A 23,770-nucleotide genomic window follows, 5' to 3' on the forward strand; every position below is an offset into this window, starting at 1 on the left:
TGTATATCCTTGGACGAGTTATAACGTAGTGTGATAAAGGCAATGAAAAAGAGATTGTAATTTGGTTTCAACCAAACTACAATCTCTTTTTTAATTTAATTCCACCAAATCCAAGTCCAAAGGTAATTTCTTGCATTTTGGGGAGTAATCCGTATGAAGCGTTCACCGTCAAAGAAGCAATTTAAATTTGGAAGTGTTTCGTCTGGATTTTCTGGAACAAAGGTGACGATGTTTTCGTTGCTTGTAACGGTTACTGTAATTGGTGGATCGGTAGGCGAGACTTGAAGTTGTAACGAAATATTGGCCGTATTTTTAAATTGATTATTAATAGGTGGACTTATTACTTGTACGGTGAATAACACGATAATTGTTTCAGTTGGCTCTAAATTAGTGGCAACTAGGAAACCGATATTTGGGTTCGCTAGTGGAGAGCGTTCACCGTTAATAAAGACAGTGCCGTTTATAAATTGTAAACCTGCTGGAATGGTATCTTGTAAAGAAATATTTGAGAGTGAAATTTCGGAAGTATTTGTAATACGCACCGTGTAATCAAAGTATTGGTTTAAATAAGCGGAGCTGACGGAAGCGTTTTTCGTGACTGTTGCAGTTACAAATTGAACTGGTATACGAACAATATTTGAATTAACAATGAAAGTAATAATTGGATCCTGTGGTGTCAATTGAAAAGCAGCGGTAACTGTTGCAGAATTTATAATTGTACTGTTTGAAGGAATAGAAGTTACGAGAACTTGAAATGTTATAGTTGCTACTGTATCTGCAGATAAAGAACCAATATTAATACCAGTGTCTGGACGAACATTTTGAACCGAAGTACCGTTAATTGTTACGCTATTTTCTATAAATGTTGTACCAGCTGGAATGCTGTCTATAACAGAAGTACTGATTGTCGGAATGGGGGAGTGATTAAATACCGCTAATGTGAATGTAATGATATCTCCTATAACGACAATAGATTTGTCAGTTGTTTTTTCAATGCGAACCATCGGATCAATGACTGTCGTTGTAACGGTATTTGTTTGTTTTGTAATTGTAATAGGTGGTTTTGTTGGATCAATGATAACGGTATAGGAAACAGAAGCATCATTATTAATTGTAGATTGAAGAGTAGAAGAAGATATTGTCACTTGGAACGTAATAATAACAGATTCATTAGGAGCAAGATTTCCTAACGTAATACCATTTTCAGGATTTTCATTAGGCTGATTGATTCCGTTAATCGTAACACTATCAGCAACAAAAGTCGTATCTATTGGTACGGTGTCTATGGCAAGAAGGTCTTCAATCGTTACATTACCGCTATTCGTAATCGTAATTGTATACGTTAAAGTTTGACCAGGTAAGGCATTCGTTACATCAACAGATTTTATGGCAATGACATTATCATTTTGGACAGTAGTTGTGACGGTATTTGTTGTAGTCGTATTTGTAACGGGTACGTTATTTGGGTTGACTATATAGTTAAAAGTAGTAATTGCGTTGTTGTTTAGTTCATTTGGTGTTGGAATAGAAGTCACAGTTACTTGGAATGAAACGATAGCATCTCCACCAACAATTATAGTGCCAATTGGTATGCCGCTTACTGGATTCACTCCTGGAAGAGCTTCTCCGTTTACAATGACGCTATTTTCTATAAACGTAGTACCTTGAGGAATAATATCTTGAATGTTTACATCATTTGTTGCAACATTACCGGTTTGATTTAGTGTAATCGTATACGTTAACGTATCACCAACCGTTGCAAATGCAAGGTCAACAGCCTTATTACTATTCAAATTCGCGTGATTAATTTCTGTTGCGGCAGCTGATGAAATAATAGTTTCGGTAATAGGTGGTCGATCTGGTACCGTGTATTCATATTCAATTGTACTCGTGTTAGAGATTGGATTTGTTTGTGGAATCGAAGTAACCCGTACTTGGAATAGAATAGTTGCTGTCGTATTAGGCGGAATGTTATCAATTTGTATACCGTTAAGAGGGTTGTCATTTGGCCGAGCATTGCCGTTCACGATAACACTATTCTCTATAAAGCTCGTATTTGCTGGGATGATATCTGTAACAATAATGTTTTCGACTTGTATATTTCCGTTATTTATGATGGAAATTGTATAAGGGATGATAGTTTGTAAGTCAGCATATTGGATAGGCGTTGTTTTTGTCGCAATTACATTAGCAGAAATAAATTCAGTGAAGGTAATATTGCTAGTCGATATTTGTTCTTCCGCGTTTATTGTATAACGAGAAGTTGATTGATTTTGAACATGGCCGCTAGCAGGAAGAGCTACGACGGTAACAGAAAATGTGACTGGGATAGAAGTGTTAGGAGTAATCGTTCCTACAAGTATACCTGCACTTGGATTGGCGTTAAGCTGAGGAATGTTATTTACTAAAACGCTACCGTCAATAAAAGTTGTTCCATCAGGTATATTGTCTGTAAATACAACAGCAGTGGCATCCGTATTCCCTGTATTCGTTAAAGTTGTTGTATAAGTTAAAATGTCACCAATTGTTACAGAGGTCAAATCAACAGTTTTAAGTGAAACGATATCAGCATCATTAATTTGAACGAAAGTAGTATTGGAAGTAGTAGATTTTTGAATTGGTGCAAAGTCAGGATTGAAAATAAAGTCGTAGACGATGTTTGCAGTATTAGGTGCTGGATTTACAACAGGTAAATTCGTAACGGAAACTTGGAATGTTATTGTAGCTATTTGACCTGCTGCGACATTAGGAATGGAAAAGCCGATATTCGGATCTGCTGCAGGAAGTACAGTATTGTTAACTATTACACTTCCTGGAATAAATACTGTTCCATCCGCTATAGTATCTGTAAAAAAGATGGAGTTAGTTGTAGTCGATCCGTTATTTTGAATGAATACTGTATATTCAATGGTTTCATCAATGTTAGCTAATACAGTATTAGCGGATTTTGTAGCAATAAGAATAGCATCAATAAATTGTATATTTGTACTATTGGAAGATGTCGTTTCTGAAATTGGTGGTGCGCTTGGGTCTGGTTCATACTCATAGTGAATGACTGCGATATTATTAATGTTATTTTGTGGCGGTATAGAGACTACGCTTACTTGAAAAGTAACAATAATTGTATTATTTGGAAGGATAATATCAAGGTTGATACCGGTAATTGGATTTTCATTAGGTCTCGGTATGCCATCTACAAGAATGCTATTTAGAACGAATGTGGTCCCAGCTGCAATTGCGTCAATTAGGAGAGTATTTGTAATAGGTACTGTACCGGCGTTTGTAACTGCGACTGTATATGTGATGATTTGACCAATGCGTGTAATGGATCTATTGGCGGATTTACTGGCACTAACATTTGCCGTCCGCACTTCAGTATTTACTGCATTTGATAACGATCTACGCTGAATAATTGGAGAACTAGGGTCAATTTGGTATTCGTACGAAGTGTCTGAAATATTAATGACTGTATTGCCCTCTGGTATATTTGTAAGTTGTACTTGGAATGAAATAGTGACTGTTTCATTTGGTTGTATCGTGCCGAGAGTTACTCCGTTTTCAGGATTAGCGCCAGGCTGAATTACATTATTTATTGCTAAGCTATCTTCAATGAATATAGTACCTTCTGGAATGTTATCAATGAAAACGGTATTGTTAGCTGGAACGCTTCCTATATTTTGAAGTGTATTTGTGTAGGTAATAATTTGCCCGATTGATACGAAAGTTACATCCGCACTTTTAACAGAAATAATATTTGCATTTTGAAGTGATGTTGTAACGATATTAGAATTTGCAGAACGATTTACTGGTGGGGCTGCAGGAATACTTACATATTGGTAAGTTGCTGAAGATTGATTTACAATTTCGGTTTCAGTAGGTGGATTATTTGTTTGCACTTGAAATAGTATCGTTTTGGAACTGTTTGCTGGAATTGTTCCAATCGGTATTCCGTTTTCTGGATTTACACCTGGCTGAAGGATACCGTTAATTGTGACACTATCGGGAACGAATGTAGTCCCAGCTGGAATAGAATCTGTGAAATTAATATTTATTGCGTCAACATTGCCGATATTTTTTACTTCAGAAATATAAAGTATAGTTCCGCCAATATCAACAGTTGTTGGATTGGATGTTTTTGTAATTGTCAATTGTGCTTGCACGAAATTTGTAATGACGATATTACTAGTAGATGTTTCAGTAATAGGCGGTTGCCCTGGGTCTGGCTGAATTGTATAAGTTGTGTTGGATTGATTTGTAATTGATTCTTGCGAGAATGAATCGTTAATAAGAATTTGGAACGAAATAAGGTGCGTAGCGTTTGCAGCTAGGTTAGGCAAAGTAACACCTACATTAGGATTGGCATCAAGTATAGCTGTTCCGTTAAGTGTAAAACTATTTTCTACAAAGGTAGTCCCTTGAGGGATAGTGTCTGAAAATGTGAGATTCGTAGTTGGGATATTTCCTGTATTTTCTAATGTTATTGTATAAGTCAAAATATCACCTGTTGTTGCTTGTTGTGCATTGACTGCTTTTAAAGAAAGGATAGTCGCATCCGAAATTTGTGTGAAAGCTGGATTCGAAGTAATTGTTCGAGAGATGATAGGAGCAGTTGGATCGGCGATAAAAGTATAGTCAATACGGGCTGTATTAGAAATTGGGTTCACGCTTGGAATAGATTGAACGATAACCTGGAATGTTACAGTGACGATTTCTGACGGTGCGATGGGGTTTAATGGTATTCCTACGTTAGGGTCGGCACCTGGAACGGAAACACTATTAATAGTTACGCTATTCGGAATAAATGCAGTTCCTTCTGGGACCAAATCTGTTAAAGTAACTGTATTTGCAGTAGTATTTCCGTTGTTTTGAACGACTACTGTGTAAGTGATTGTACCGTCAGTAGATTGTACGAGAGAATCTGTACTTTTAATTGCGGATAACGATGCATCAACAACAGCTGTATTAACCGTATTAGACGAGGATGTTGCTGTAACAGGAGGTTGACTTGGATCGACAATATACGTGTAACTTGTAAGTGCTTGATTTATAATCGCTCCTTGCGGTGGAATAGAACTTGCAAGAAATTGGAACGTAATAGTAGCGGAATCACCTGGTGCGATAATACCAACTGGAATACCAAGAGTTGGACTTGCATCTGGAAGTGAAATCCCGTTGAGCGTAACACTATTTGGAACAAATAATGCTCCTTCAGGAACTCCGTTAATGAGTAATACAGAGTTTGCAGGGAAGTTTCCAGTATTCGTTAATGTTGCTGTATACGTAATTACATCTCCGATAGATACGATTGTTCGATTTGCTTGTAAAACAGTTGTAACAGTCGCGTTATTAATTTGTGTTGAAGCGCTATTAGAATTTATCGTACTTGTAACAGGAGGAGAGGCTGGATCAACGATGAATGCGTATTGAATAGATGCTACGTTTGTAATCGGATTTGAAGGTGGGGTTGATGTAACAATGACTTGGAAAGTAACGGTTAAGGAACTACCCGCGTTAACTGTTCCGATATTAACTCCGTTATTTGGATTTGCGCCTGGAAGGCTACTTCCATTTACAGTAAAACTATTTTCAACAAAGGTTGTTCCTGCTGGAACCATGTCTGAGAAATTTACATTCGTAGCGTTTGTATTGCCATTATTTTGAATCAAAACTGTATAAGTGATTGTATCTCCAATATTTGCAAAGGCTGTATTAGTAGTTTTTACAGCTGAAAGTATTGCTGAATTAATAGAGGTAACGAAGACGTTCGTTTCCACATTGCCAGGTTGAGCCTGTAATGCATTGCCTACGTTATATTGGAAGTTAACAAATCCTAAGTTTTGGAGTTCAGGTGTGAGCGTTGTTGGGTTGCTTACAATTTGAACTTGGAATACGATTGTTACGATTTGATTTGGAGTTATTGTATTTATGCCAACGCCGTCAATGATAGAAGCGGATGTTAATGGAGTTCCATCAACAACAACTGATCCTGCAACAAATTGTGTCCACGATGGTATAGGGTCTGAGAATACAACATTGTTAGCTGGGATATTTCCTGTATTCGTAATAGTTGTTGTATACGTAATCGTATCACCAATCGTTGCAAATGCTTTATCTCCTATTTTAATCGTATTTAAAATAGCACTTTCAATTTGTGTTGAAACGCTATTAGAAGTAATGTTTTTTGAAACTGGAGGATTAGCTGGATTAACGATATATTGAAAGCTAACGCTAGCTTGATTAGTAATTGGATTTATAGGCGGAATTTCATTGGCATTAATATGGAATGCTACGATGACAGATTCGTTTGGCGCAATATCACCAATTGGAACGCCTGTAATGATATTTGCATTTGGGATGCTAGTTCCGTTCAGTGTAAAACTATTCGGTTCAAAGGAAGTTCCGTCTGGAATAAGGTCGGTAAAAATAACATTCGTCGCACTAACATTTCCGCTATTTGTAATTGTAACGGTGTAGGTAATATCCTGCCCGATATCTACCGTAGATACATTTGAATTTTTTTGTGCAGTAAGGGTAGCGCTATTAATTTGTGTTGTCGTTGTATTAGATTGATTGGAAGTTGTAATAGGTGGCTGGCTAGGATCAACGACATAATGATATGTGATAGAAGCAGAGTTAGAAATGGGATTAAGTGTTGGAAGTGTAATAACAGTTGCTTGGAATGTAACGATTGCCGTATTACCACCATTAATGGAACCAATATTTACACCAGTAGATAAATCAGCGTTTGGAATGGTTTGCCCATTAACTGTGAAACTATTTGGAACGAAACTTAAATTACTATCAAGAATGTCAATAATAGTTACATCAGTTGCAGTCACATTCCCGGTATTAGGGAGGTTAAGTGTAAATGTTATTGTATTACCAACATCCGCGAAAGTAAGATCTGCTGTTTTTGTGCTAATAATAGTTGCGTTGTTTATTTGAAGGAGTGTAGTGTTGGAAGTAGCTGTACTCGATACTGGCGGATTACCTGGATCAACAGTAAACTCATACGTCGTTGATGCTGTATTTGGTGCTGGGTTACTAGGAGGAATACTGTTCACTGTCACTTGAAAGACGATACTATATATTTCATTTGGTGGAAGTGTTGCAAGTAATACACCTGTATTTGGATTCGCGTTAGGTTGTAAAACGCCATTGACAGTTAATGTGTTAGGAACAAATGTGAGTCCACTTGGTAATACATCTGTGAAAACAATGTTAGTTGCATCGGTATTTCCTACATTGGTAATAGAAGTAGTATAAAAAGCAGTTTGCCCGATATCTGCAAAGGATACACTTTCATTTTTCGTCATGGATAATATGGCTTCTTTAATTTGCGTTGAAACAGGATTGCTAATTGAAGTTTCTGCATCAGGTGGTGAGACTAATTGGTACGATGTTGATGAGAAATTTACAATGGGGTTTTCCGTTGGTAATGACGTTACAGTAACTTGGAACGAAACGGTTACTGTAGTCCCGGCTGTTATAGTCCCAATATTCACACCATTCGATGGATCCGCATCACTTTGAGGAACCCCATTAATAGAGAATGTGTTTGCAATAAAAGTAGTTCCGCTCGGCATTGTATCTGTAAATATAACATTTTGTGCGGATGAGTTTCCATTGTTTGTTAAAGCGACAGTATAAGTGAGTGTGTCTCCAATACGACTAAAGGATTTATCGACTTGTTTTAATGAAAGAATGGTAGCTGTATTAATCGTAGTGAACACTGTGTTTGAAGTAACATTTCTTGAAACAATAGGGGCATTTGGATCAGCGATAAATGTGTAAGAAGCACTAGCGGAATTGGCAATAGGATTTTGAACAGGTGTAGAAGTAGCGGTAACTTGAAATGCTATAGATATTGAGCTGTTAGGAGCAATTGCTCCAATCGTTATACCTGTATTAGGATTAAGACCAATTTGCGTGATGCCATCTATTGTAACGCTATCAGTAATAAACGTTGTACCATCTGGTATAAGGTCGGTGAAAGTAATATTCGTTGCATTTGTATTACCATTATTCGTTAAAATTGTCGTATAGGTAATGGTATCACCTAGCGTTACAATTGTTTGATCAACTGATTTAATCATCATTATCATAGCATCTAATACAGGGTTTGTAACAATGTTTGTTGAAGTAGAAGTAGTAGCAGGAGTTCCGTTTGGATCAACAGTATAAGAATATAAAATTGTATCGTTACCCATAATTGAGCTTGAAGGGGGAACAGAAATCACATTTACTTGGAAAGTAACAGTTACTGTTTCACCAGGAGCGATATTTGGTATATTTACTCCGAGTGCTGGCTGTGCACCAAGCTGCTGGATGCCATTTATAGTGACCGAATCTGGTACAAAAGTAGTACTAGGAGGAATCGCACTTGTAAAAGTTATATTTGTAGCTGGTGTATTTCCTGTATTCGTAATAGTCGTTGTATACGTAAGTGTATCCCCGACGGAAATAATAGATTTATCAACACTTTTTGTTGTAGTTAATACTGCGCTATTAATGGTCGTTGAAACTGTATTAGATACAGCTGTTTGTAATGCAGAAGGTTGGCTAGGATCAATCACATGTTCAAATTGTATGGAACTAAAATTAGAGATAGGATTTATACTTGGAATGTTTGTAACAAGTACGTTGAGAGAAATAACGGCCGTTCCATTTGGGTTTATATTTCCAATCTGTATCCCGCTAGCTGGATTTCCGATTTGCTGTGTACCAGAATCGTTTGTAAGAGTGCCAGATATGAATGTCGTTCCGTCAGGTAAAATATCTGTGAAAATTATATTTTGTGAAGTGACATTTCCAGGGTTACTTAATGTAATTGTATAAGAAATTGTATCGCCAATCGTTGCGAAAGTTTTATCTACAGATTTGATTGCCACAATTTCTCCGGAATTTATTTGTGTCGCAACGGGATTGGATGTCGTACTTCTTGAAACGAGTGGTAAATTAGGTCCTGTAATAAATTGATAGTCAATGGAGGCACTATTTACAACCGGTGAGTTTGGTCCACCAGGTCCAATTGTGAAAATTGGATTTGGAATACTAACTACTTGAACGCGGAAGGTGACGTTTGTAAAATCTCCTGCAATAATATCCCCAATTGGTATTCCATTCGCTGGATTTACCCCAGGCAATAAAACTCCGCCGACTCGAACGCTATCTTCTATAAATATTGTGTTATTTGGAATAGGATCTGTAAAAATGATATTCGTAGCAGTTGTGTTCCCTACATTTTCTAATAAAACTGTATACGTTAAAAATGAATTTCCAGGTGCTACGTCAGAAAATAGTCGATCCACACTTTTCGTTGCTTGAATAATTGCTTCATTAATTTGAACTAAAGTTGGATTACTTGTAGCTGTTTCTGTCATCGGTGGCTGGGTAGGGTCAACAATGATCAAGTATGTCGTACTGGATTGGTTCAAAGTTGGATTTGTAGCTGGTATTGAGCCAACGATAGCTTGAAAGCTAATTGTTGTCGTTCCTCCAACTGGAATTGAGTCTAAAGAGATCCCGCTATCTGGTCTAAATCCAAGTTGTGGGATGGTATTAATTTGTACGCTATCAGGAACGAATGAAAGTTCAGGTGGTAATATATCGATAAAAACAGGTGTGTTTGCGGTAGTATTTCCGCTATTAGTGAGAGTAGTTGTATACGTAATTGTATCGCCAACAGCGGCAAATGCACTGCTCGCAGTTTTCGTTGCGATAACGGAAGCTGAATTTACTTGCGTAAAAGTTGTATTGGATTGAACTGTTCGTGAAACAGGCGGTTCATTTATATCAACAATAAAGCTATATTGAAGCGATGATTTGTTCGGAATTGGATTAGGGTTTGGAAGCGTTGTGATGTTTACTTGGAAACTGAGTGTAACCGATGCATTTGAATTTAAGTTACCAATATTGATACCGTTTTGTGGATTTGCATTCGGGACGGTTACACCATTTATCTTAAAGCTATTTGGGACAAGGGTAGTACCGTTTGGAATTGTATCTGTAAAAACAATGTTGTTCGCAGTAGTATTTCCTGTGTTTGTAACAGATGAAGTGAATGTAATTGTATCACCAATCGTAGCGAAAGTTGTACTAGCACTTTTATTTATTACTAAAGTAGCGTCAATAATCGGTGTAACTGTTGTGTTTGTAACGGTACTACCAATAGCTGGCGTTTCAGCTGGATTCACTGCATATTCGTAGTTTACAAGAGCATTATTCGTTAAAGTTCCACTAGGTGGAATAGCCAGAATTTTCACTTGGAATGTAATGAAAGTAGTGTTTCCTGGTGAAATATCGTCTAAATGAATCCCTAATGAAGGATCTAATCCAGGTTGGGAAACGTTATTTATTGTAACGGAATTTGGGATGAAGGATGCACCTGGTCCAAGCCCATCTGTTAAAACTGTAGCGCTAGCAGGGATATTTCCTGTGTTCGTAACTGCAATTGTATAAGTAACGATATCTCCAATTGCAGCATTCGGTGTGTTCACTGATTTTGTAGCGATAATCGTGGCATTATTGATTTGAGTTGTTATTACGTTACTCAGCGCATTAGCGGATGCTGGAGGTAAGTTAGGATCTATGACATACTGATACGTTGTATTACTTTGGTTCGGGATTGGATTCGGGTTCGGGATAGAATTTACTTGTACTTGGAACGAGATGAGTGTATTTGCATTCGGATTTATTGGGTCGATTGCAATTCCGCTTGCTGGATTGACATTAGGCAGTGTATTCCCGTTTACAGAAACACTATTAGGAATGAACGATGTCCCGTTTGGAATTACATCTGTAAATATTACATTTGATGCAAGTGTATTCCCGTTATTCGTTAAAGTAGTCGTGTACGTAATAATATCATTTACGTTAGCAAACTGTTTATCTGCCGATTTAGTAGCGGCAATTGAGGCGTTATTAATAGTTGTCTGTACAGTGTTAGAAGCAACCATCTGCATCACAGCGGGTTTGGATGGATCATACGTATATTGGAATGTTGTGCCTGATTGATTTGTAATCGGATTTACAGCAGGGATAGTTGGTACAAAAACTTGGAATGCAACGGTGCGTGATGAATTTGCTCCTATCATACCAATCGAAATGCCGTTAGCAGGATTTGCATTAGCTATAGGGACATTATTAATCGTTACAGTATTAGGAATGAAGAGGGTACCCGCTGGAATGATATCTGTAAACGTTACATTAGCAGCAGGGATATTCCCGTTATTTGTTAAAATAGTCGCATATAATATGATATCACCGACATTAGCGAAGTTTGTGCTTGTTAGCTTTGTAGCAATGATATTAGCAGTATTAATTTGTGTAGTTACTATATTGCTAGCAGCGTTTCTAACAAGAGCAGGTAAATTTGGATCAGCGATAAAGCTATATTGAAGTGAAGCGCTGTTTTGAATTGGGTTTGGTGAAGGTAGCCCATTTGCACTTATTTGAAAAACAATCGTTGTAAAACCACCCGAAGGAATGGAGCCGACTTGAAGACCGGTACTGGGATCTGCACCTAGTTGTAAAGCACCACCTATAAAAATACTATTTGGTACGATAGTGGTGCCATTAGGGATTATATCAGTAACAATAACATTATTTGCTGTAGTATTGCCAAGATTAGCTAAAGAAATTGTATATGTGATTGGTTGCCCGACATCGGCGATAGTTAAATCTACTTCTTTGACAATAACTACATTAGCTAAATTAATTTGTGTACTTACAGTGTTACTTACAGATATTTCTATAGTTGGTGGATCTCCCGGATTTAGAATAAAACTATACTGTGTACTAGATGAATTTATCGTTGGGTTTTGTGTTGGTAAAGAGGTGACGGTTACTTGATAAGAGACGGTAAGTGAGCCGTTAGCAGGAATGGAAGATAGTGGAACACCTATATTTGGATCTGCGTTATTTTGGAGTACACCATTAATAAGAAAAGTGTTTGGAATAAAGGTAGTACCGTCTGGATTTGTATCTACGAAAGTAGGACTATCAGCAGAAACACTTCCTGCATTCGTCAAAGTAACAGTATAAGTTAATATATCCCCTACGGTAGCGAACGCTTGATCCACTGTTTTTGCTGAAATGACATTTGCATCGTTTACTTGAGTAAATGTAGTGGTTGAAGTAGTGTTTTTATTTACAGGTGAAGCGTTTGGATCAACGATAAAGTTGTAGGAGACGAAAGCGCTATTTGAAATAGGGTTTGGATTTGGAATGCTAGTTATTACTACTTGGAATGAAGCTGTAATTGTAGTATTAGCATTGATGCTACCAATATTGATGCTAGCTGGTGTTATGCCCGGCTGAGTAACACCGTTAACTATAACACTGTTCGGTACAAAGGAAGTGCCATTCGCGATGGAATCGGATAGTAATACGTTGTTCGCTGCAACATTTCCATCGTTAGTAAGAGCAAAGGTGTAAGTTAATACATCGCCAACTTCCGCAAACGTCTTATCTACAGATTTATTAGCATGGAGATTTGCTAGTCTAATTGTAGATGTAACAGAATTAGAATTTGCTGTTTTTGAAGTTGGTGGCAGACTTGGATTTACAGTGTAAATGTAAGAGGCAAAAGCGTTATTAAGGATAGGATTTTGTGAAGTAATATTAATAACTGTTACTTGGAAAGAGAGGGTAAAAGTAGCTCCAGCAGGAATTGTGCCAATAGGTAAAGCAACGAGAGAATCTACATTTTGCAAAACGCCGTTGAGCGTTACCGAACCTAATGTTAATATCGTTCCATTTGGAAGTGGATCTGTTAGTTGTACGTTATTAGCGGCTGTATTTCCACTGTTTGTAATAAGGATTGTATAACCTATCGTTTCACCAATTGTGGCAAATTGTTTGTTAGTTGATTTTGTTAATGTTACATTCGCATTGTTAATTTGAGTGGAAACGAGATTAGAAGAAATGTTTTTTGTAACGGGTGATTGGATAGGATTGACGGTATATTGATAAGAAGCACTTGATCCATTAGATACGACATTTGACGCGGGTATTGTGTTTACTACTACTTGAAATGTAACATTTTTTGTTGTGCCGCTTGGGATGGATCCAATGTTCACGCCGTTAGCGGGATTTGCGCCCACTTGTGTAGTGCCATCTATTGTTAAACTGTTTAAAACAAAAGTTGTTCCAGTAGGAATGACATCTGTAAAAATAATATTGTTCGCATTTGTATTACCTGTACCTGTAAAAGAAACGGTGTACGTTAGTGTATCACCAATATCTGCAAAATTTTTATCTACTGCTTTTACCATTGTTACAGTAGCGTTATTCACTTGAGTAGATACGATATTTGTCGTATCAGTCCCACTTACTGCAGGTTGATTTGGTATAGGAATATATTGATATGTTGTTGTTCCACTATTTAATATTGGATTTGTTTGAGGGATAGAAGGAACGAGCACTTGGAATGAAATAGTAGTAGTGGAATTTGCGGCAATCGAACCAATTGATATACCATTAGCGGGATTTGCTCCAGCTTGAGTAACTCCGTTAACAGTTACACTTCCTGGAATGAAAGTAGTTCCGCTAGGAATTGGATCCGTATATATAACGTTCGTTGCAGCGATATTTCCTATATTAGCTAAGGCAATACTGTAAGTTAATGTTTCACCAATATCGGTAAAAATTTTGTTGACTGATTTTGTTCCATTAATATCTGCCAGGTTAATTTGTGTCCCAGCAGAATTGCTTGTTGCAAGACCGTTAAAGGTTGTTCCTCCGGCGATAGGTGTATATTGAAATGTAATATTAGCGGTATTAGAGATAGGGTTTTGACTTGGAAGAGAAACGACAGTAGCTTGGAAAGTTACTGTACGAGAAGCACCATTATTGATTGTTCCAAGAGATATACCAGCGGCGGGATTTGCGTTTGTTTGCGGGACATTATCTACTGTTACAGTGCCAGGTATAAAGGAAGTCCCGTTAGGGAGAATGTCTGTAAAGGTAACATTATTCGCCGGAAGAAGTCCGGTGTTAGGGATCGTAACTGTATAAGTGAGAATATCTCCAATTGCAGCAACACTTTTATTCACGCTTTTTGTTGCTTGTATAGTAGGTGAATTTATGTTGATTTGTAAACCGACTGTATTTAACATATACGCATCTCCGTTAGTTGTTAAACGGATTGCGGCGGACACTTGTGAGTTTGTTAAATAAGGAGAAATATCAATAGAAGTAATATCCCAGCCCTGTCTCCCAGCGGAGATGTTTGTGCCTGTAGAAGCACTTTGATTTCGCGTTCCAAATGTCCCAGTTGTATCTAAGTTTCCAGCAGCATTATTAACTTGAGAACCGAAGAAATTATTTACAGCATTATTTGGCCCAGATAAAGCATTTAATGAACTGAAATTTGGTCCAAATAATGCTTGATCCCCTATTAAATCTGCATCTCCTTCAATAGAACTTAAAAATAATCTCCCGCTTACAGGTCCTCCTGAAGGTGTTAAAAATCCAGAAACAGCTACATCTGCACTACCGGTATCAGCAGAAACACGGTTACCCGCTACATAAATGGTTAAGTTTCTTGCAGGCAATGTCCCGTTTTGATAAGCGACAATGAGTGTCCATCCAGCCGAGTTAATAGATCCATTTGAAGCATCTAAAGGATCAACAAGTCCAGGGACAGCTCCTGTAGTATAGGAACCAGAACCTCCCGCTTGAATAAGAGTTGTTACGTCTGCTGAACGAGTATAAAAGCCAAATGTAATAGAGTTTGAAACGAATGTTTGATTTGAAGCTGTAACAGCTGAAGGAGTAATTGAGTATGTTGAAACGGGTGTCGTAAATGAAATGGGATTTCCTAGAACACTTGTAATATTTTGATCGCGAGTTAAATAATTTCCTCCCCATATGAGTTCTGCGTAAAGAATAGTACTGCCAGCAGGGATATTTAAAATAGCGGTAGAACTATTTTGTGTATAGTTTAACGTTGTACCAGCAGGAAAAGTAGGAACTTGTAAAGCTGTATTCGTAGTTACGAACGCACCAATGGCCCCGATTGTACCAGCACGGTTTTGATTACTAATTTTACTTAAGCCTAAAGTATTACCTGTAATAGCGAGTGCGCCGTTAGTGGTGGTAGAAAATCGATTCGTAATGGGCATGTTGTCACCTCATTTACAATATAGTCTTGGTCAAAATAACATATGTGTGTGACAAATAAAGGGAAACATGTACAAGTTGATTTAGTAATAATGATTTAAATGTCTAGATAAGGGGATGGAGTATGATTGAATTGGAAATTAGGGTGGAGCGTCTTAGGAAAGAACAAATAGGCGATATTGTAGCGTTATCTTCTTATATTGGCTGGGATTATAACAGAGAAGAAATTGAAGCAGTTTTTAACTCAGGTATTGTATACGGCGTCTGGAATGAGAGAAAGGAACTTATTGCTAGCGCAGCAATTATATTATACGGGGAGGCGTTGGCATCTATTGGAATGGTAATTGTACATCCAGATTATAAGGGGAGAGGGATTGGAAAGATGATAACGAATTCATGCATGAATAGCGTATCAGCTCAAACTCCATGTATGCTTATTGCTACGGATGAAGGGAAGCCCTTATATGAAACATTAGGATTTAGGGTAGTAAGCTATGTTTCTAAATATATTTGTAACTCGTACAATGCGAATCATAAATGTGCAGAAAATGAAGAATATATGATGGTTTATAAAGAGAGTGATTTAGAAGGAATAATAAAAATAGATAAAGGCGCATTTGGGACAAGCCGAAACGAGTTTTTAAAACAAAGAATTATGCAAAGTGAGCAGTGTGTCGTTGTAAAGGATACGAAAGAAAATGTAGTAGGATACGGTATAAGTATACAAACGCCAGAAAATAAAATAATAGGACCAGTCGTTGCTAAAAATAATGCGATGGCGATGAGAATAGTACATGATTTAGCAAGAGGGCATAATGGAAAATTAAGAATGGATGTACCAGAAGGAAAGAACGATTTCATGAAAGAATTAGAGATTGCTGGTTTTAAAAAGGTGAATACACCACCAATTATGATGAAAAATAGTAATCGGTTAATAAAAAGAAATAGTGAACTATATAGTATTGCAGCACAAATTTTTGGATAAAGAAAGAATCCTTTTAAATGAAGGATTCTTTTTTGAGCTAATTTAATCACGATATTGGTCATGAGTTGGCTGAAAGAGGTCTTCCTCGATATCTCTCACCATAGAAAAATGATCAACGTTATAATGACCGTGTAAAGTTTTATTGTGATGAGCAATAATTTGCTCTGCAGATAATACGTTAGAATCAGTTGTGGAATGACCGTTTTTAATTAATGTAACATCAAATCCTTGTACAGTCGCAGTTCTAACTGCGGTGTCGATACAATGCTCTGTTTTACATCCACCGATAACGATATGGCCAATTTTCTCTTCTTTTAAAAGTTCAAGTAAAGAAGTGCCGTAGAATGAATTGGTTGCTGCTTTATTAATAAAGATTGCAGACTGAGGTACTTGAATTTGATTATGTACTTCAAATCCTTCTCCGCTGCCAGAAGCAACATCGATATCTCTTACGAAAACAATAAGAGCATTGGAATCTATTGCTTTCTGCATGGCTGTATTTAGTGTAGATAATAGCTCGGTTTTACGAAAAACTTCATTTTCTTGCTCATTTCCATCAATTAATTCTTGTTGAGCGTCGATAATTAATAGTGCTTGTTTCATCGTGTCTCCCCTTTAATATGAAATAAGTTCCACTGTACATATTCCTTCAGATTGTTAGGAAATCCTCCATTGCAAGCGAATTAGAAGAGCGATTTACAAAGTTGTCAAAGAAATTTCATTCTCATAGCGTGTAAAAACATGTATGATAGGAGATGGAGAATTTTTGAGTAGGTGGGAATAACATGCAAACAGTAGAAGATTATCTTTCATTCTTACATACGAAAGGATTTAAATTATCAGAGGAAGCACAAGGGTTTATTATGTTCGGACAAGGATATACTGGTGCGTCTGATGGGATTGTGAACGCAGCAATAGAAGCGACAATTAAACATCAATTGCAGTTTGATGGTAGTTATTTCGTTGCGTTATTAGAACGATTGAAAGAGGAAGAAATTACAGATAAAAAAAGCGCTAAGGCTTTTATGCGGAAGTTACAAGCATAACTTCACGCAGCCTGCGCTTCTTTTTTTGTTTTGGAAGGCCATTCAACAAAAATCATGCCCAGGAAAATACATAGACATCCGATAATAGCAGAAATAGAAAGTTGTTCATTTGCAACGAGAACGCCTGTTAATGCAGCAAAAACGGGTTCCATTGCGAAAATAATTGCTACTCTCGTTGGAGAAGTGTGCTTTTGGGCCGATGTTTGAATGAAAAAAGCAATAGATGTTGCAAACAGGGCAGTTAGAAAGAGTGCGAATAAAAAAGATTGATTCGTCCATAGTGATACTGAAAATAATTTTTCCCAATCTTCAAACAAGAAAGCGCAAATAGAAGAAAATATACCAACAGCTAATACTTGAGATGTGCTTAATAATAAAGGTGATATTTTCTTAGAAAAGAAGCCGTTAATAAGAATATGGGCAGCGAAAGCGATTGCACAACCGAGAACAAGTATATCTCCTATATTTAATTGGAAAGAATCAGCAGCTGTTAATAAGTATAAACCTGCTGTTGCTACAGCAATACCAAGTACGATAAAAATGGTAGCTTTTTGTTTTAAAAAGATAAAAGACAAAATTGGTACCATAACGATACTAAGCCCTGTTAAGAAACCTGCTTTTGAAGAAGTTGTATAAAGTAAGCCAAATGTTTGTAATACATAGCCAACACATAAAAAGAACCCAACGATTAATCCAGCGAGGCTACTCTGTTTTATATCTTGTTTTGAAGTGTTTTTTGAGAAAATCATTTGAACGAATAATAAAATAATTCCAGCGAATAAAAAGCGAATACCATTAAAGGTAAATGGACCAACGAAAGACATAGCATTTTGAACGACAACAAACGTAGCTCCCCAAATAAAAGAGACAAATAATAAAGCAAGAGGAGCAATCCAATCTTTTTTCACACTCATACCCCCGTTAATTTTGTAATATAGCTTTTCTAGCTAATTCATCAGCTACTTTATTTTGACTACTTGGAATCCACTTAATAAAAAAGAGATCGAAGTTTTTTATGTACTGTAGTGCTTCATCTAAAAGAGGTGCAAATATTTTATTTTTTGCGTATTCCTTTTCAACAGCCCGTTCGACAAGCTGGGAATCTGTACGAAAAGAGACAGTGCTATAATTATGCTCGATGCAATATTTTAATGCTAGAAGTAAAGCGCGGTATTCTGCTTCATGATTGGACATTGTTCCAAGTGGTAATGATAATTGTACAGGTGGTTGAACGCCTTTAATAAACACTCCTGCACCAGAAGGACCAGGATTTCCTTTTGATGCACCATCAATATATACTTCAATCAAAATGAGAAACCTCCAAATTATAAGGTTATCCCCTACTTAAATATTTTTTTGAAGTAGGGGATAGAGTAGTTATCCGATTGTGATGCTGTAACGACATGTAAATGTTTCATTCGCTTGTAAAGATTGAATTCCCTTTTTGTCCTTGAAATCTTTTGCTGGATTTACTTCATCAGCGATTCCATACCAAGGTTCAATACATAAGAAAGGTGCGTTATCCCCTGGTGTCCATACGCCGACAAATGGGAAGCCATCAAATTCTACTTTTACAAATTTATTATGTTTATGAGAACGAATCGAAATTTCATTCGTATTCATATTTTCAAAAATAAGCGCATCATTTTTGAATAAATCATATGTAAGTGGCAATTCAGTTGTATTTTCAGCGATTAATTGCTTTTTGTTTGAAAGGTAAGGTCCTTCTAATACGCTTGTTTCTAAGCGTTCCGAACCATTAAACGATAAGTGATAATCTGTAAATGATTCACCATCCAATAAAGGGAAGTTGAATCCAGGATGTGCCCCAATTGAGAAGAACATCTCTTTAGAAGTAGGATTGTTTACTTCATATGTTACATGAACGCTTTGTCCTTCTAGCTCATAAGAAATGAGTAATTCGAATTCGTATGGGTATTTTTTTAACGTTTCTTCATTATTAGTAACGATATAAGTAATCTTTGTTTCACTTTGTTCTTTCACAGAGAAAGTAAGATCACGAGCGAAACCGTGTTGTGTTAATGAATATGGTTTACCGTCTACGTAGTATGTATTATCTACTAATCGGCCGACAATTGGGAACAAAATTGGTGCACGGCGTCCCCAATATGTAGAATCACCTTGCCATAAATATTCTGTGTTGTCTTCTTTTAAGCGAACGCTTTGTAATTCTGCACCTTTGTCAGAAATGGAAACGATCACTTTTTCATTTTGGATTGTTGCTATCATGAAGTGAAACCTCCTAAATCTTTCATATGTTTCATTATACGTTGTCTAAAAGAAAAAAGGTAGTTCATGATAGGAATCTATTGACGAAAGAGGGGCTACCACGTAAAATATAATCTTGTTGCTAAAAAAAAGAATAACGTGGTTCGAAACCATCCCACGTAAAAAAACTAAGGAGATTTTGTCATGAATATTAGAACTTTAGTCGGCAATGGTATTTTAGCGGCATTATATATTGCTGTTTCTATGCTTATTCAGCCATTTGGCTTTACGAATGTACAATTTCGTATTTCAGAGATGTTTAATCATCTCGTTGTATTTAACAAGAAAGCAATTTACGGAATTGTATTAGGTGTATTTTTAACGAATCTCTTTTTCTCACCTATGATCGCTTATGATTTAGTATTTGGAGTAGGGCAATCTATTCTTGCATTAGTTGCAACGATTATTTCTATGCGATTTATTAAAGGTGTTTGGGCTCGTATGATTTTTAATACGGTTATCTTTACGATTACAATGTTTATGATTGCAATTGAACTTCATCTTGCATTGGGTTTACCATTTATGTTGTCTTGGTTAACATGTGCAGTCGGTGAATTTGTTGTAATGGCCATTGGTATGCCTGTAATGTACTGGATTAATAAGCGAGTACAATTTGAAAGATTTATGTAATAGATGAAAGAGCTATTCCTATAGGGATAGCTCTTTTTGTATGTAATCATATTGAATATAATGCTGTGACTCTAGATAAAATATAATAAAATAAAGTGAGGCTTTCATTAGCTGGCTACATATAAGAAGTCTTATATAAGGGGAATCTAGTATGAAATATAAAATTCATTGGTTGTATAAAACGAAGCGAGGATTGCAGACGGAATTAACAACAGATTATATGAACATAGAAGAAATACTTCAATTTGCAGAGGATTTTGAGAAAACAGGAAGAGCTAAGGAACTTTTATTTTACGATGAAATGGATGCAGAATGGTCATTAAAGGAAATGAAAAAACTGAGTAAACAAGTAGAGGAAGAGCCCCAAGAAATACTCGTTTATTTTGATGGGGGGTATGATGTGCAAACGAAAGAAGCTGGCGTTGGTATATGTGTGTACTATAAAAAAGGAAATACAAACTACCGCATTCGCCGCAATGCATATATAGAAGGTATAGATGATAATAATGAAGCGGAATATGCATCACTATTATACGGTATGAATATACTCGAGGAATTAGGGATTAAATATGAAGCAGTTACACTTCGCGGAGATTCTCAAGTTGTATTGCAGCAATTGGCGGGAGAATGGCCTTGTTATGATGAGCATTTAAACCATTATTTAGATCAAATTGAACAAAAGGCGAAGCAAATGAAATTAAAACTTGTATGTGATCCGATATCTAGAAAACAAAATAAAGAAGCACATCAATTAGCAACGCAAGCATTAGAAGGGACAGTCATTGATAGTCATAAAGAAATAACCGAATAGAGAGGTGCAAAGGTGGATAAAAAGCAACTCATTACAGAGGTAAATGACTTATTAGAAACATATTGTGAAGGATGTTTCTTGCGAGAACATAATCGAAAGACAAATAGTAAATATTATGCACATTCATTTTGTATAAGACAATGTACAGTTGGAGAAACATTGAAAAAGTATGGAGAACAGTTGTCATAAAAAAACATCCAGAGAAAATTCTCTGGATGTTTTTTAGTGCTTTGCTTCGTTTAATTGCTGCTCGCATTTGCTTAGTTTCTTTTCCTCGTTCATTAAAAATGGTTCATCTAAATCTACTGCAACAGATTTCATAATTTCAAGCTGTGAGCGAGCTGCTTCTACTGCAGTAGTGGCATGCTCTAATGTGTCTGGATCCATTGAAATTGTTGCAGAACCTACCATCTTTTGTGCTGTTTCTACACGGAATTTTACTTCTTCAAAATCATTTACTTCTGATCCCATTAATAATTCCTCCTTTGTATAGTGCGCATTTTACATAGTTTTTGCTCTGTAAAACGGAAATATACAAAGGAATAACAAAGAAGGTTACCAAGTAAGGTAACCTCCTGTTATATGTTGGATTAAAGTTTTACTACGTTAGCAGCTTGAGGTCCACGGTTACCTTCAGTAATGTCGAAAGATACTTCTTGACCTTCTTCTAAAGCTTTGTAGCCGTCTCCTTGAATAGCAGAGAAATGTACGAATACATCGTCAGCGCCTTCCATTTCGATAAATCCAAAACCTTTTTCGTTGTTAAACCATTTTACTTTTCCTTGCATGTTACAATTCCTCCTAAAAGCGTTTACTATTTTCATTTAGTGAAATTCATTTAAAGAAATAATATAAACTAAAAATGCTATATTCTTGAATATTCTGCTAAATGATTAATTTAAATATACACGAATTGGGAGAATTTAGTCAAGTAAGCGGTTTTATTTTTTATATTTTTAAATAATTTCCCAATCAAATTTTTAAATAGGTATAGGACAGGCCGAGTATGTAATATTCTTAATTGAATGCTATACATAACGAGGTGAAAGAATGAATAGGTCGTACTTATTAGATAATGAAGGAATGAGAACGAGAACCGACATACCGGATTGGGTTGCAAAAGAATTTGAGATTTTTTCAAGTGTCGTGTTAGAACCAACTTTTCCATGTTATTTCGGTTTAACAGCTTTGAAAAAGAATGAACTTCGTTATTCATTTCTTTCTCATAATGATTGGAGTCATTTGCCGCATACAATGTTATCTTTTTTAGAGTTAATGAAAGAGAGGCCGATTGTAAGAAGGGGCTTTTTCCTTTTTGTAGAACCGGAATGTGAAGAACGATCACTCGAATATTACCGTGATTCCTTTTGGAAAGTGTTACAGTATTTACATGAAAACGATAATCAAGCATGGCCAAAGCAAATTCCTGAAGATCCAGACCATTATTTATGGGAATTTTCATTTTGTGGTGAGCCAATATTCGCATTTGGAAACGCGCCAGCTTATAAACAGCGAAAAACTAGACATTTAGGGAATTCTCTCGTTATTGGGTTTCAGCCACGCACTATTTTTGATGGATTAGAGGGGGATCGTCCTAAAGGAGCATATTCAAGACAAATGGTCCGTGAGCGAGTTGAAAAGTGGGATCAATTGCCGAAACATCCTAACATTAGTCATTATGGTGACCCAGAGCATCGTGAATGGAAACAATATTTTATAGGAGACGATGTAGAACCAATAAAAGGGAAATGTCCTTTTCTTCATAGGATAGAAAAGTAAGAGCCATCACCTAGATGGCTCTTTTGTATATTTTGGATAAAAAAGGGTATTTTATTATGAAAGCTAGTCTATTTTTTCAAATTACATCATTAACTAGTAGTAAAGAGAGTAGAAAGGATAGAGCGATGATTGGAGCAATTATACAGCAAATCGTATTAGGTATTTCATTAGCTGCGCCAGTAGGGCCGATTAATATTGAAATGTTAAAACGAGGAATTGAACGTGGGTTTTGGCATGCTTGGGTTGTTGGAATTGGTGGAATGACTGCAGATGTTTTATTTATGCTTCTCATTTATTTCGGTTTATCTTCTGTGTTTATGTATACATATGTACAAGCCTTCATGTATTGCACGGGTTTTTTCTTGTTATTTTATTTAGGATTTCAAAGTGTAAAACAAGGAATTTCCCACTCAAACATGGAATATAAAAAAGAAGAGGTAGGTGGTCTTAAGCAATCGTTTATGGCAGGATTTTTAATTGCGATATCCAATCCATTAAATCTTGTTTTTTGGTTTGGTATATACGGAAGTACACTTAGCTCATTACTTACGAAGGTAACGAAACAAGAAGCTTTTTTGTACAGTCTTTGCATTATTGCAGGTATTATTTTATGGAATTTAAATATTGCTTTTTCTGTACATTTTGGAAGAACTTTATTAAAACCAAAAGCGCTTGGCTACATAACAGCCGGAGCAGGTATTATTTTAGTAGGTTACTCTATACATTTTGCATACAAAGCTTTACAGTTGTTCACATAAGATTGAAGGGGAGATTTTTATGTATCGAACCACTATTGACGGAAAAGAAATTATAATTACGTTAGCGCCAAAAATTCGAAAAGAAATTACTGATAGAAATCCACTATATGAAGCAGTATTTCATAATGCTGCAAGATTGCTACAAACAAAGCAACCGACGTTTGCAGTAAATCATCAAATATTTGGTCTCATTATTGGAGAAGTGCAAAGAGGAGAAGTAACAGTGTTTGCAGTGGAACATATTATTCCAAAGCAAAATATATTTGGACCAAACAATTTTTTCTCGACAATAGAACAGCAGGCAAATTTGTAAAGTGAATAGAATAAGAATAGAAAAGAAATAGTC

Annotated in this window: 15 protein-coding genes and 1 riboswitch; of the genes, 8 read left to right on the forward strand and 7 right to left on the reverse strand. The window is 36.3% G+C overall.

Annotated features, from left to right (window positions below):
- Positions 1-95: 95 nt before the first annotated feature.
- On the reverse strand, positions 96-15,128 hold the full coding sequence (locus BCG9842_RS07680) for a DUF7507 domain-containing protein (RefSeq protein ID WP_001123129.1): 15,033 nt from the start codon (positions 15,126-15,128) through the stop codon (positions 96-98).
- Positions 15,129-15,250: 122 nt separating this feature from the next.
- On the opposite strand from BCG9842_RS07680, the gene BCG9842_RS07685 reads away from it, so the two are divergent.
- Positions 15,251-16,111, forward strand: a complete 861-nt coding sequence (locus tag BCG9842_RS07685) for a GNAT family N-acetyltransferase (protein WP_000571019.1) — start codon at positions 15,251-15,253, stop codon at positions 16,109-16,111.
- 42 nt (positions 16,112-16,153) lie between these two features.
- On the opposite strand, the gene BCG9842_RS07690 is transcribed toward BCG9842_RS07685, so the two are convergent.
- The gene (locus BCG9842_RS07690; protein ID WP_000806325.1) at positions 16,154-16,714 is read right to left on the reverse strand and encodes a cysteine hydrolase family protein; all 561 of its coding nucleotides are present in this window, start codon (positions 16,712-16,714) and stop codon (positions 16,154-16,156) included.
- Between the two features lie 182 nt (positions 16,715-16,896).
- Here BCG9842_RS07690 and BCG9842_RS07695 point away from each other — a divergent pair, with 182 nt between their 5' ends.
- Complete coding sequence (locus tag BCG9842_RS07695) at positions 16,897-17,157, forward strand: DUF6123 family protein (protein WP_001195212.1); 261 nt, start codon at positions 16,897-16,899, stop codon at positions 17,155-17,157.
- 2 nt (positions 17,158-17,159) lie between these two features.
- Here BCG9842_RS07695 and BCG9842_RS07700 read toward each other — a convergent pair whose 3' ends face one another.
- The 3 genes from BCG9842_RS07700 to BCG9842_RS07710 all read right to left on the reverse strand — a co-directional run bounded on the left by BCG9842_RS07700 (position 17,160) and on the right by BCG9842_RS07710 (position 19,407).
- Positions 17,160-18,065, reverse strand: coding sequence for a DMT family transporter (locus tag BCG9842_RS07700; protein ID WP_000711161.1), 906 nt, complete (start codon positions 18,063-18,065; stop codon positions 17,160-17,162).
- A gap of 13 nt (positions 18,066-18,078) precedes the next feature.
- Entirely contained in the window at positions 18,079-18,465 is a 387-nt protein-coding gene (locus BCG9842_RS07705; protein WP_000573877.1) for a reverse transcriptase-like protein, read from the reverse strand.
- Positions 18,466-18,534: 69 nt separating this feature from the next.
- Positions 18,535-19,407, reverse strand: coding sequence for an aldose 1-epimerase family protein (locus BCG9842_RS07710; protein ID WP_000562116.1), 873 nt, complete (start codon positions 19,405-19,407; stop codon positions 18,535-18,537).
- Between the two features lie 132 nt (positions 19,408-19,539).
- A riboswitch (PreQ1 riboswitch) is annotated at positions 19,540-19,584 on the forward strand.
- 6 nt (positions 19,585-19,590) lie between these two features.
- Here BCG9842_RS07710 and BCG9842_RS07715 point away from each other — a divergent pair.
- From BCG9842_RS07715 to BCG9842_RS07725, 3 genes are all read left to right on the forward strand, one after another.
- A complete protein-coding gene (locus BCG9842_RS07715) occupies positions 19,591-20,076 on the forward strand; it encodes a QueT transporter family protein (RefSeq protein WP_001026475.1) in 486 nt (161 codons plus the stop codon).
- Between the two features lie 151 nt (positions 20,077-20,227).
- Positions 20,228-20,887: a ribonuclease H family protein gene (locus BCG9842_RS07720; protein ID WP_000875533.1), complete on the forward strand. Its 660-nt coding sequence runs from the start codon at positions 20,228-20,230 to the stop codon at positions 20,885-20,887.
- Between the two features lie 12 nt (positions 20,888-20,899).
- A complete protein-coding gene (locus BCG9842_RS07725) occupies positions 20,900-21,076 on the forward strand; it encodes a zinc-finger domain-containing protein (RefSeq protein ID WP_000358801.1) in 177 nt (58 codons plus the stop codon).
- A gap of 33 nt (positions 21,077-21,109) precedes the next feature.
- Here BCG9842_RS07725 and BCG9842_RS07730 read toward each other — a convergent pair whose 3' ends face one another.
- Positions 21,110-21,358 carry a DUF2564 family protein gene (locus BCG9842_RS07730; protein ID WP_000534400.1) on the reverse strand — a complete coding sequence of 83 codons (249 nt, stop codon included), beginning with the start codon at positions 21,356-21,358 and terminating at the stop codon, positions 21,110-21,112.
- Positions 21,359-21,477: 119 nt separating this feature from the next.
- On the reverse strand, positions 21,478-21,675 hold the full coding sequence (cspB, locus tag BCG9842_RS07735; RefSeq protein ID WP_001161731.1) for a cold shock-like protein CspB: 198 nt from the start codon (positions 21,673-21,675) through the stop codon (positions 21,478-21,480).
- 262 nt (positions 21,676-21,937) lie between these two features.
- Between cspB and BCG9842_RS07740 the strand changes: the two genes are divergently transcribed.
- The 3 genes from BCG9842_RS07740 to BCG9842_RS07750 are packed head-to-tail and all read left to right on the forward strand — an operon-like array spanning position 21,938 to position 23,737.
- On the forward strand, positions 21,938-22,666 hold the full coding sequence (locus BCG9842_RS07740; RefSeq protein ID WP_001082150.1) for a YqcI/YcgG family protein: 729 nt from the start codon (positions 21,938-21,940) through the stop codon (positions 22,664-22,666).
- Between the two features lie 14 nt (positions 22,667-22,680).
- Complete coding sequence (locus BCG9842_RS07745; RefSeq protein ID WP_001196842.1) at positions 22,681-23,424, forward strand: LysE family transporter; 744 nt, start codon at positions 22,681-22,683, stop codon at positions 23,422-23,424.
- A 19-nt stretch (positions 23,425-23,443) separates the two neighbouring features.
- Positions 23,444-23,737, forward strand: a complete 294-nt coding sequence (locus tag BCG9842_RS07750; RefSeq protein WP_000286367.1) for a hypothetical protein — start codon at positions 23,444-23,446, stop codon at positions 23,735-23,737.
- The last annotated feature ends 33 nt before the right edge of the window (positions 23,738-23,770 follow it).

Origin of the sequence: Bacillus cereus G9842 (assembly GCF_000021305.1) — a bacterium.
Taxonomy (GTDB): Bacteria; Bacillota; Bacilli; order Bacillales; family Bacillaceae_G; genus Bacillus_A; species Bacillus_A thuringiensis_S.

Coding starts and splice junctions, on each gene's coding strand:
- BCG9842_RS07680 (WP_001123129.1), bottom strand. CDS start 15,128: ATGCCCATTACGAATCGATTTTCTACCACCACTAACGGCGCACTCGCT.
- BCG9842_RS07685 (WP_000571019.1), top strand. CDS start 15,251: ATGATTGAATTGGAAATTAGGGTGGAGCGTCTTAGGAAAGAACAAATA.
- BCG9842_RS07690 (WP_000806325.1), bottom strand. CDS start 16,714: ATGAAACAAGCACTATTAATTATCGACGCTCAACAAGAATTAATTGAT.
- BCG9842_RS07695 (WP_001195212.1), top strand. CDS start 16,897: ATGCAAACAGTAGAAGATTATCTTTCATTCTTACATACGAAAGGATTT.
- BCG9842_RS07710 (WP_000562116.1), bottom strand. CDS start 19,407: ATGATAGCAACAATCCAAAATGAAAAAGTGATCGTTTCCATTTCTGAC.
- BCG9842_RS07715 (WP_001026475.1), top strand. CDS start 19,591: ATGAATATTAGAACTTTAGTCGGCAATGGTATTTTAGCGGCATTATAT.
- BCG9842_RS07720 (WP_000875533.1), top strand. CDS start 20,228: ATGAAATATAAAATTCATTGGTTGTATAAAACGAAGCGAGGATTGCAG.
- BCG9842_RS07730 (WP_000534400.1), bottom strand. CDS start 21,358: ATGGGATCAGAAGTAAATGATTTTGAAGAAGTAAAATTCCGTGTAGAA.
- cspB (WP_001161731.1), bottom strand. CDS start 21,675: ATGCAAGGAAAAGTAAAATGGTTTAACAACGAAAAAGGTTTTGGATTT.
- BCG9842_RS07740 (WP_001082150.1), top strand. CDS start 21,938: ATGAATAGGTCGTACTTATTAGATAATGAAGGAATGAGAACGAGAACC.
- BCG9842_RS07745 (WP_001196842.1), top strand. CDS start 22,681: ATGGCTCTTTTGTATATTTTGGATAAAAAAGGGTATTTTATTATGAAA.
- BCG9842_RS07750 (WP_000286367.1), top strand. CDS start 23,444: ATGTATCGAACCACTATTGACGGAAAAGAAATTATAATTACGTTAGCG.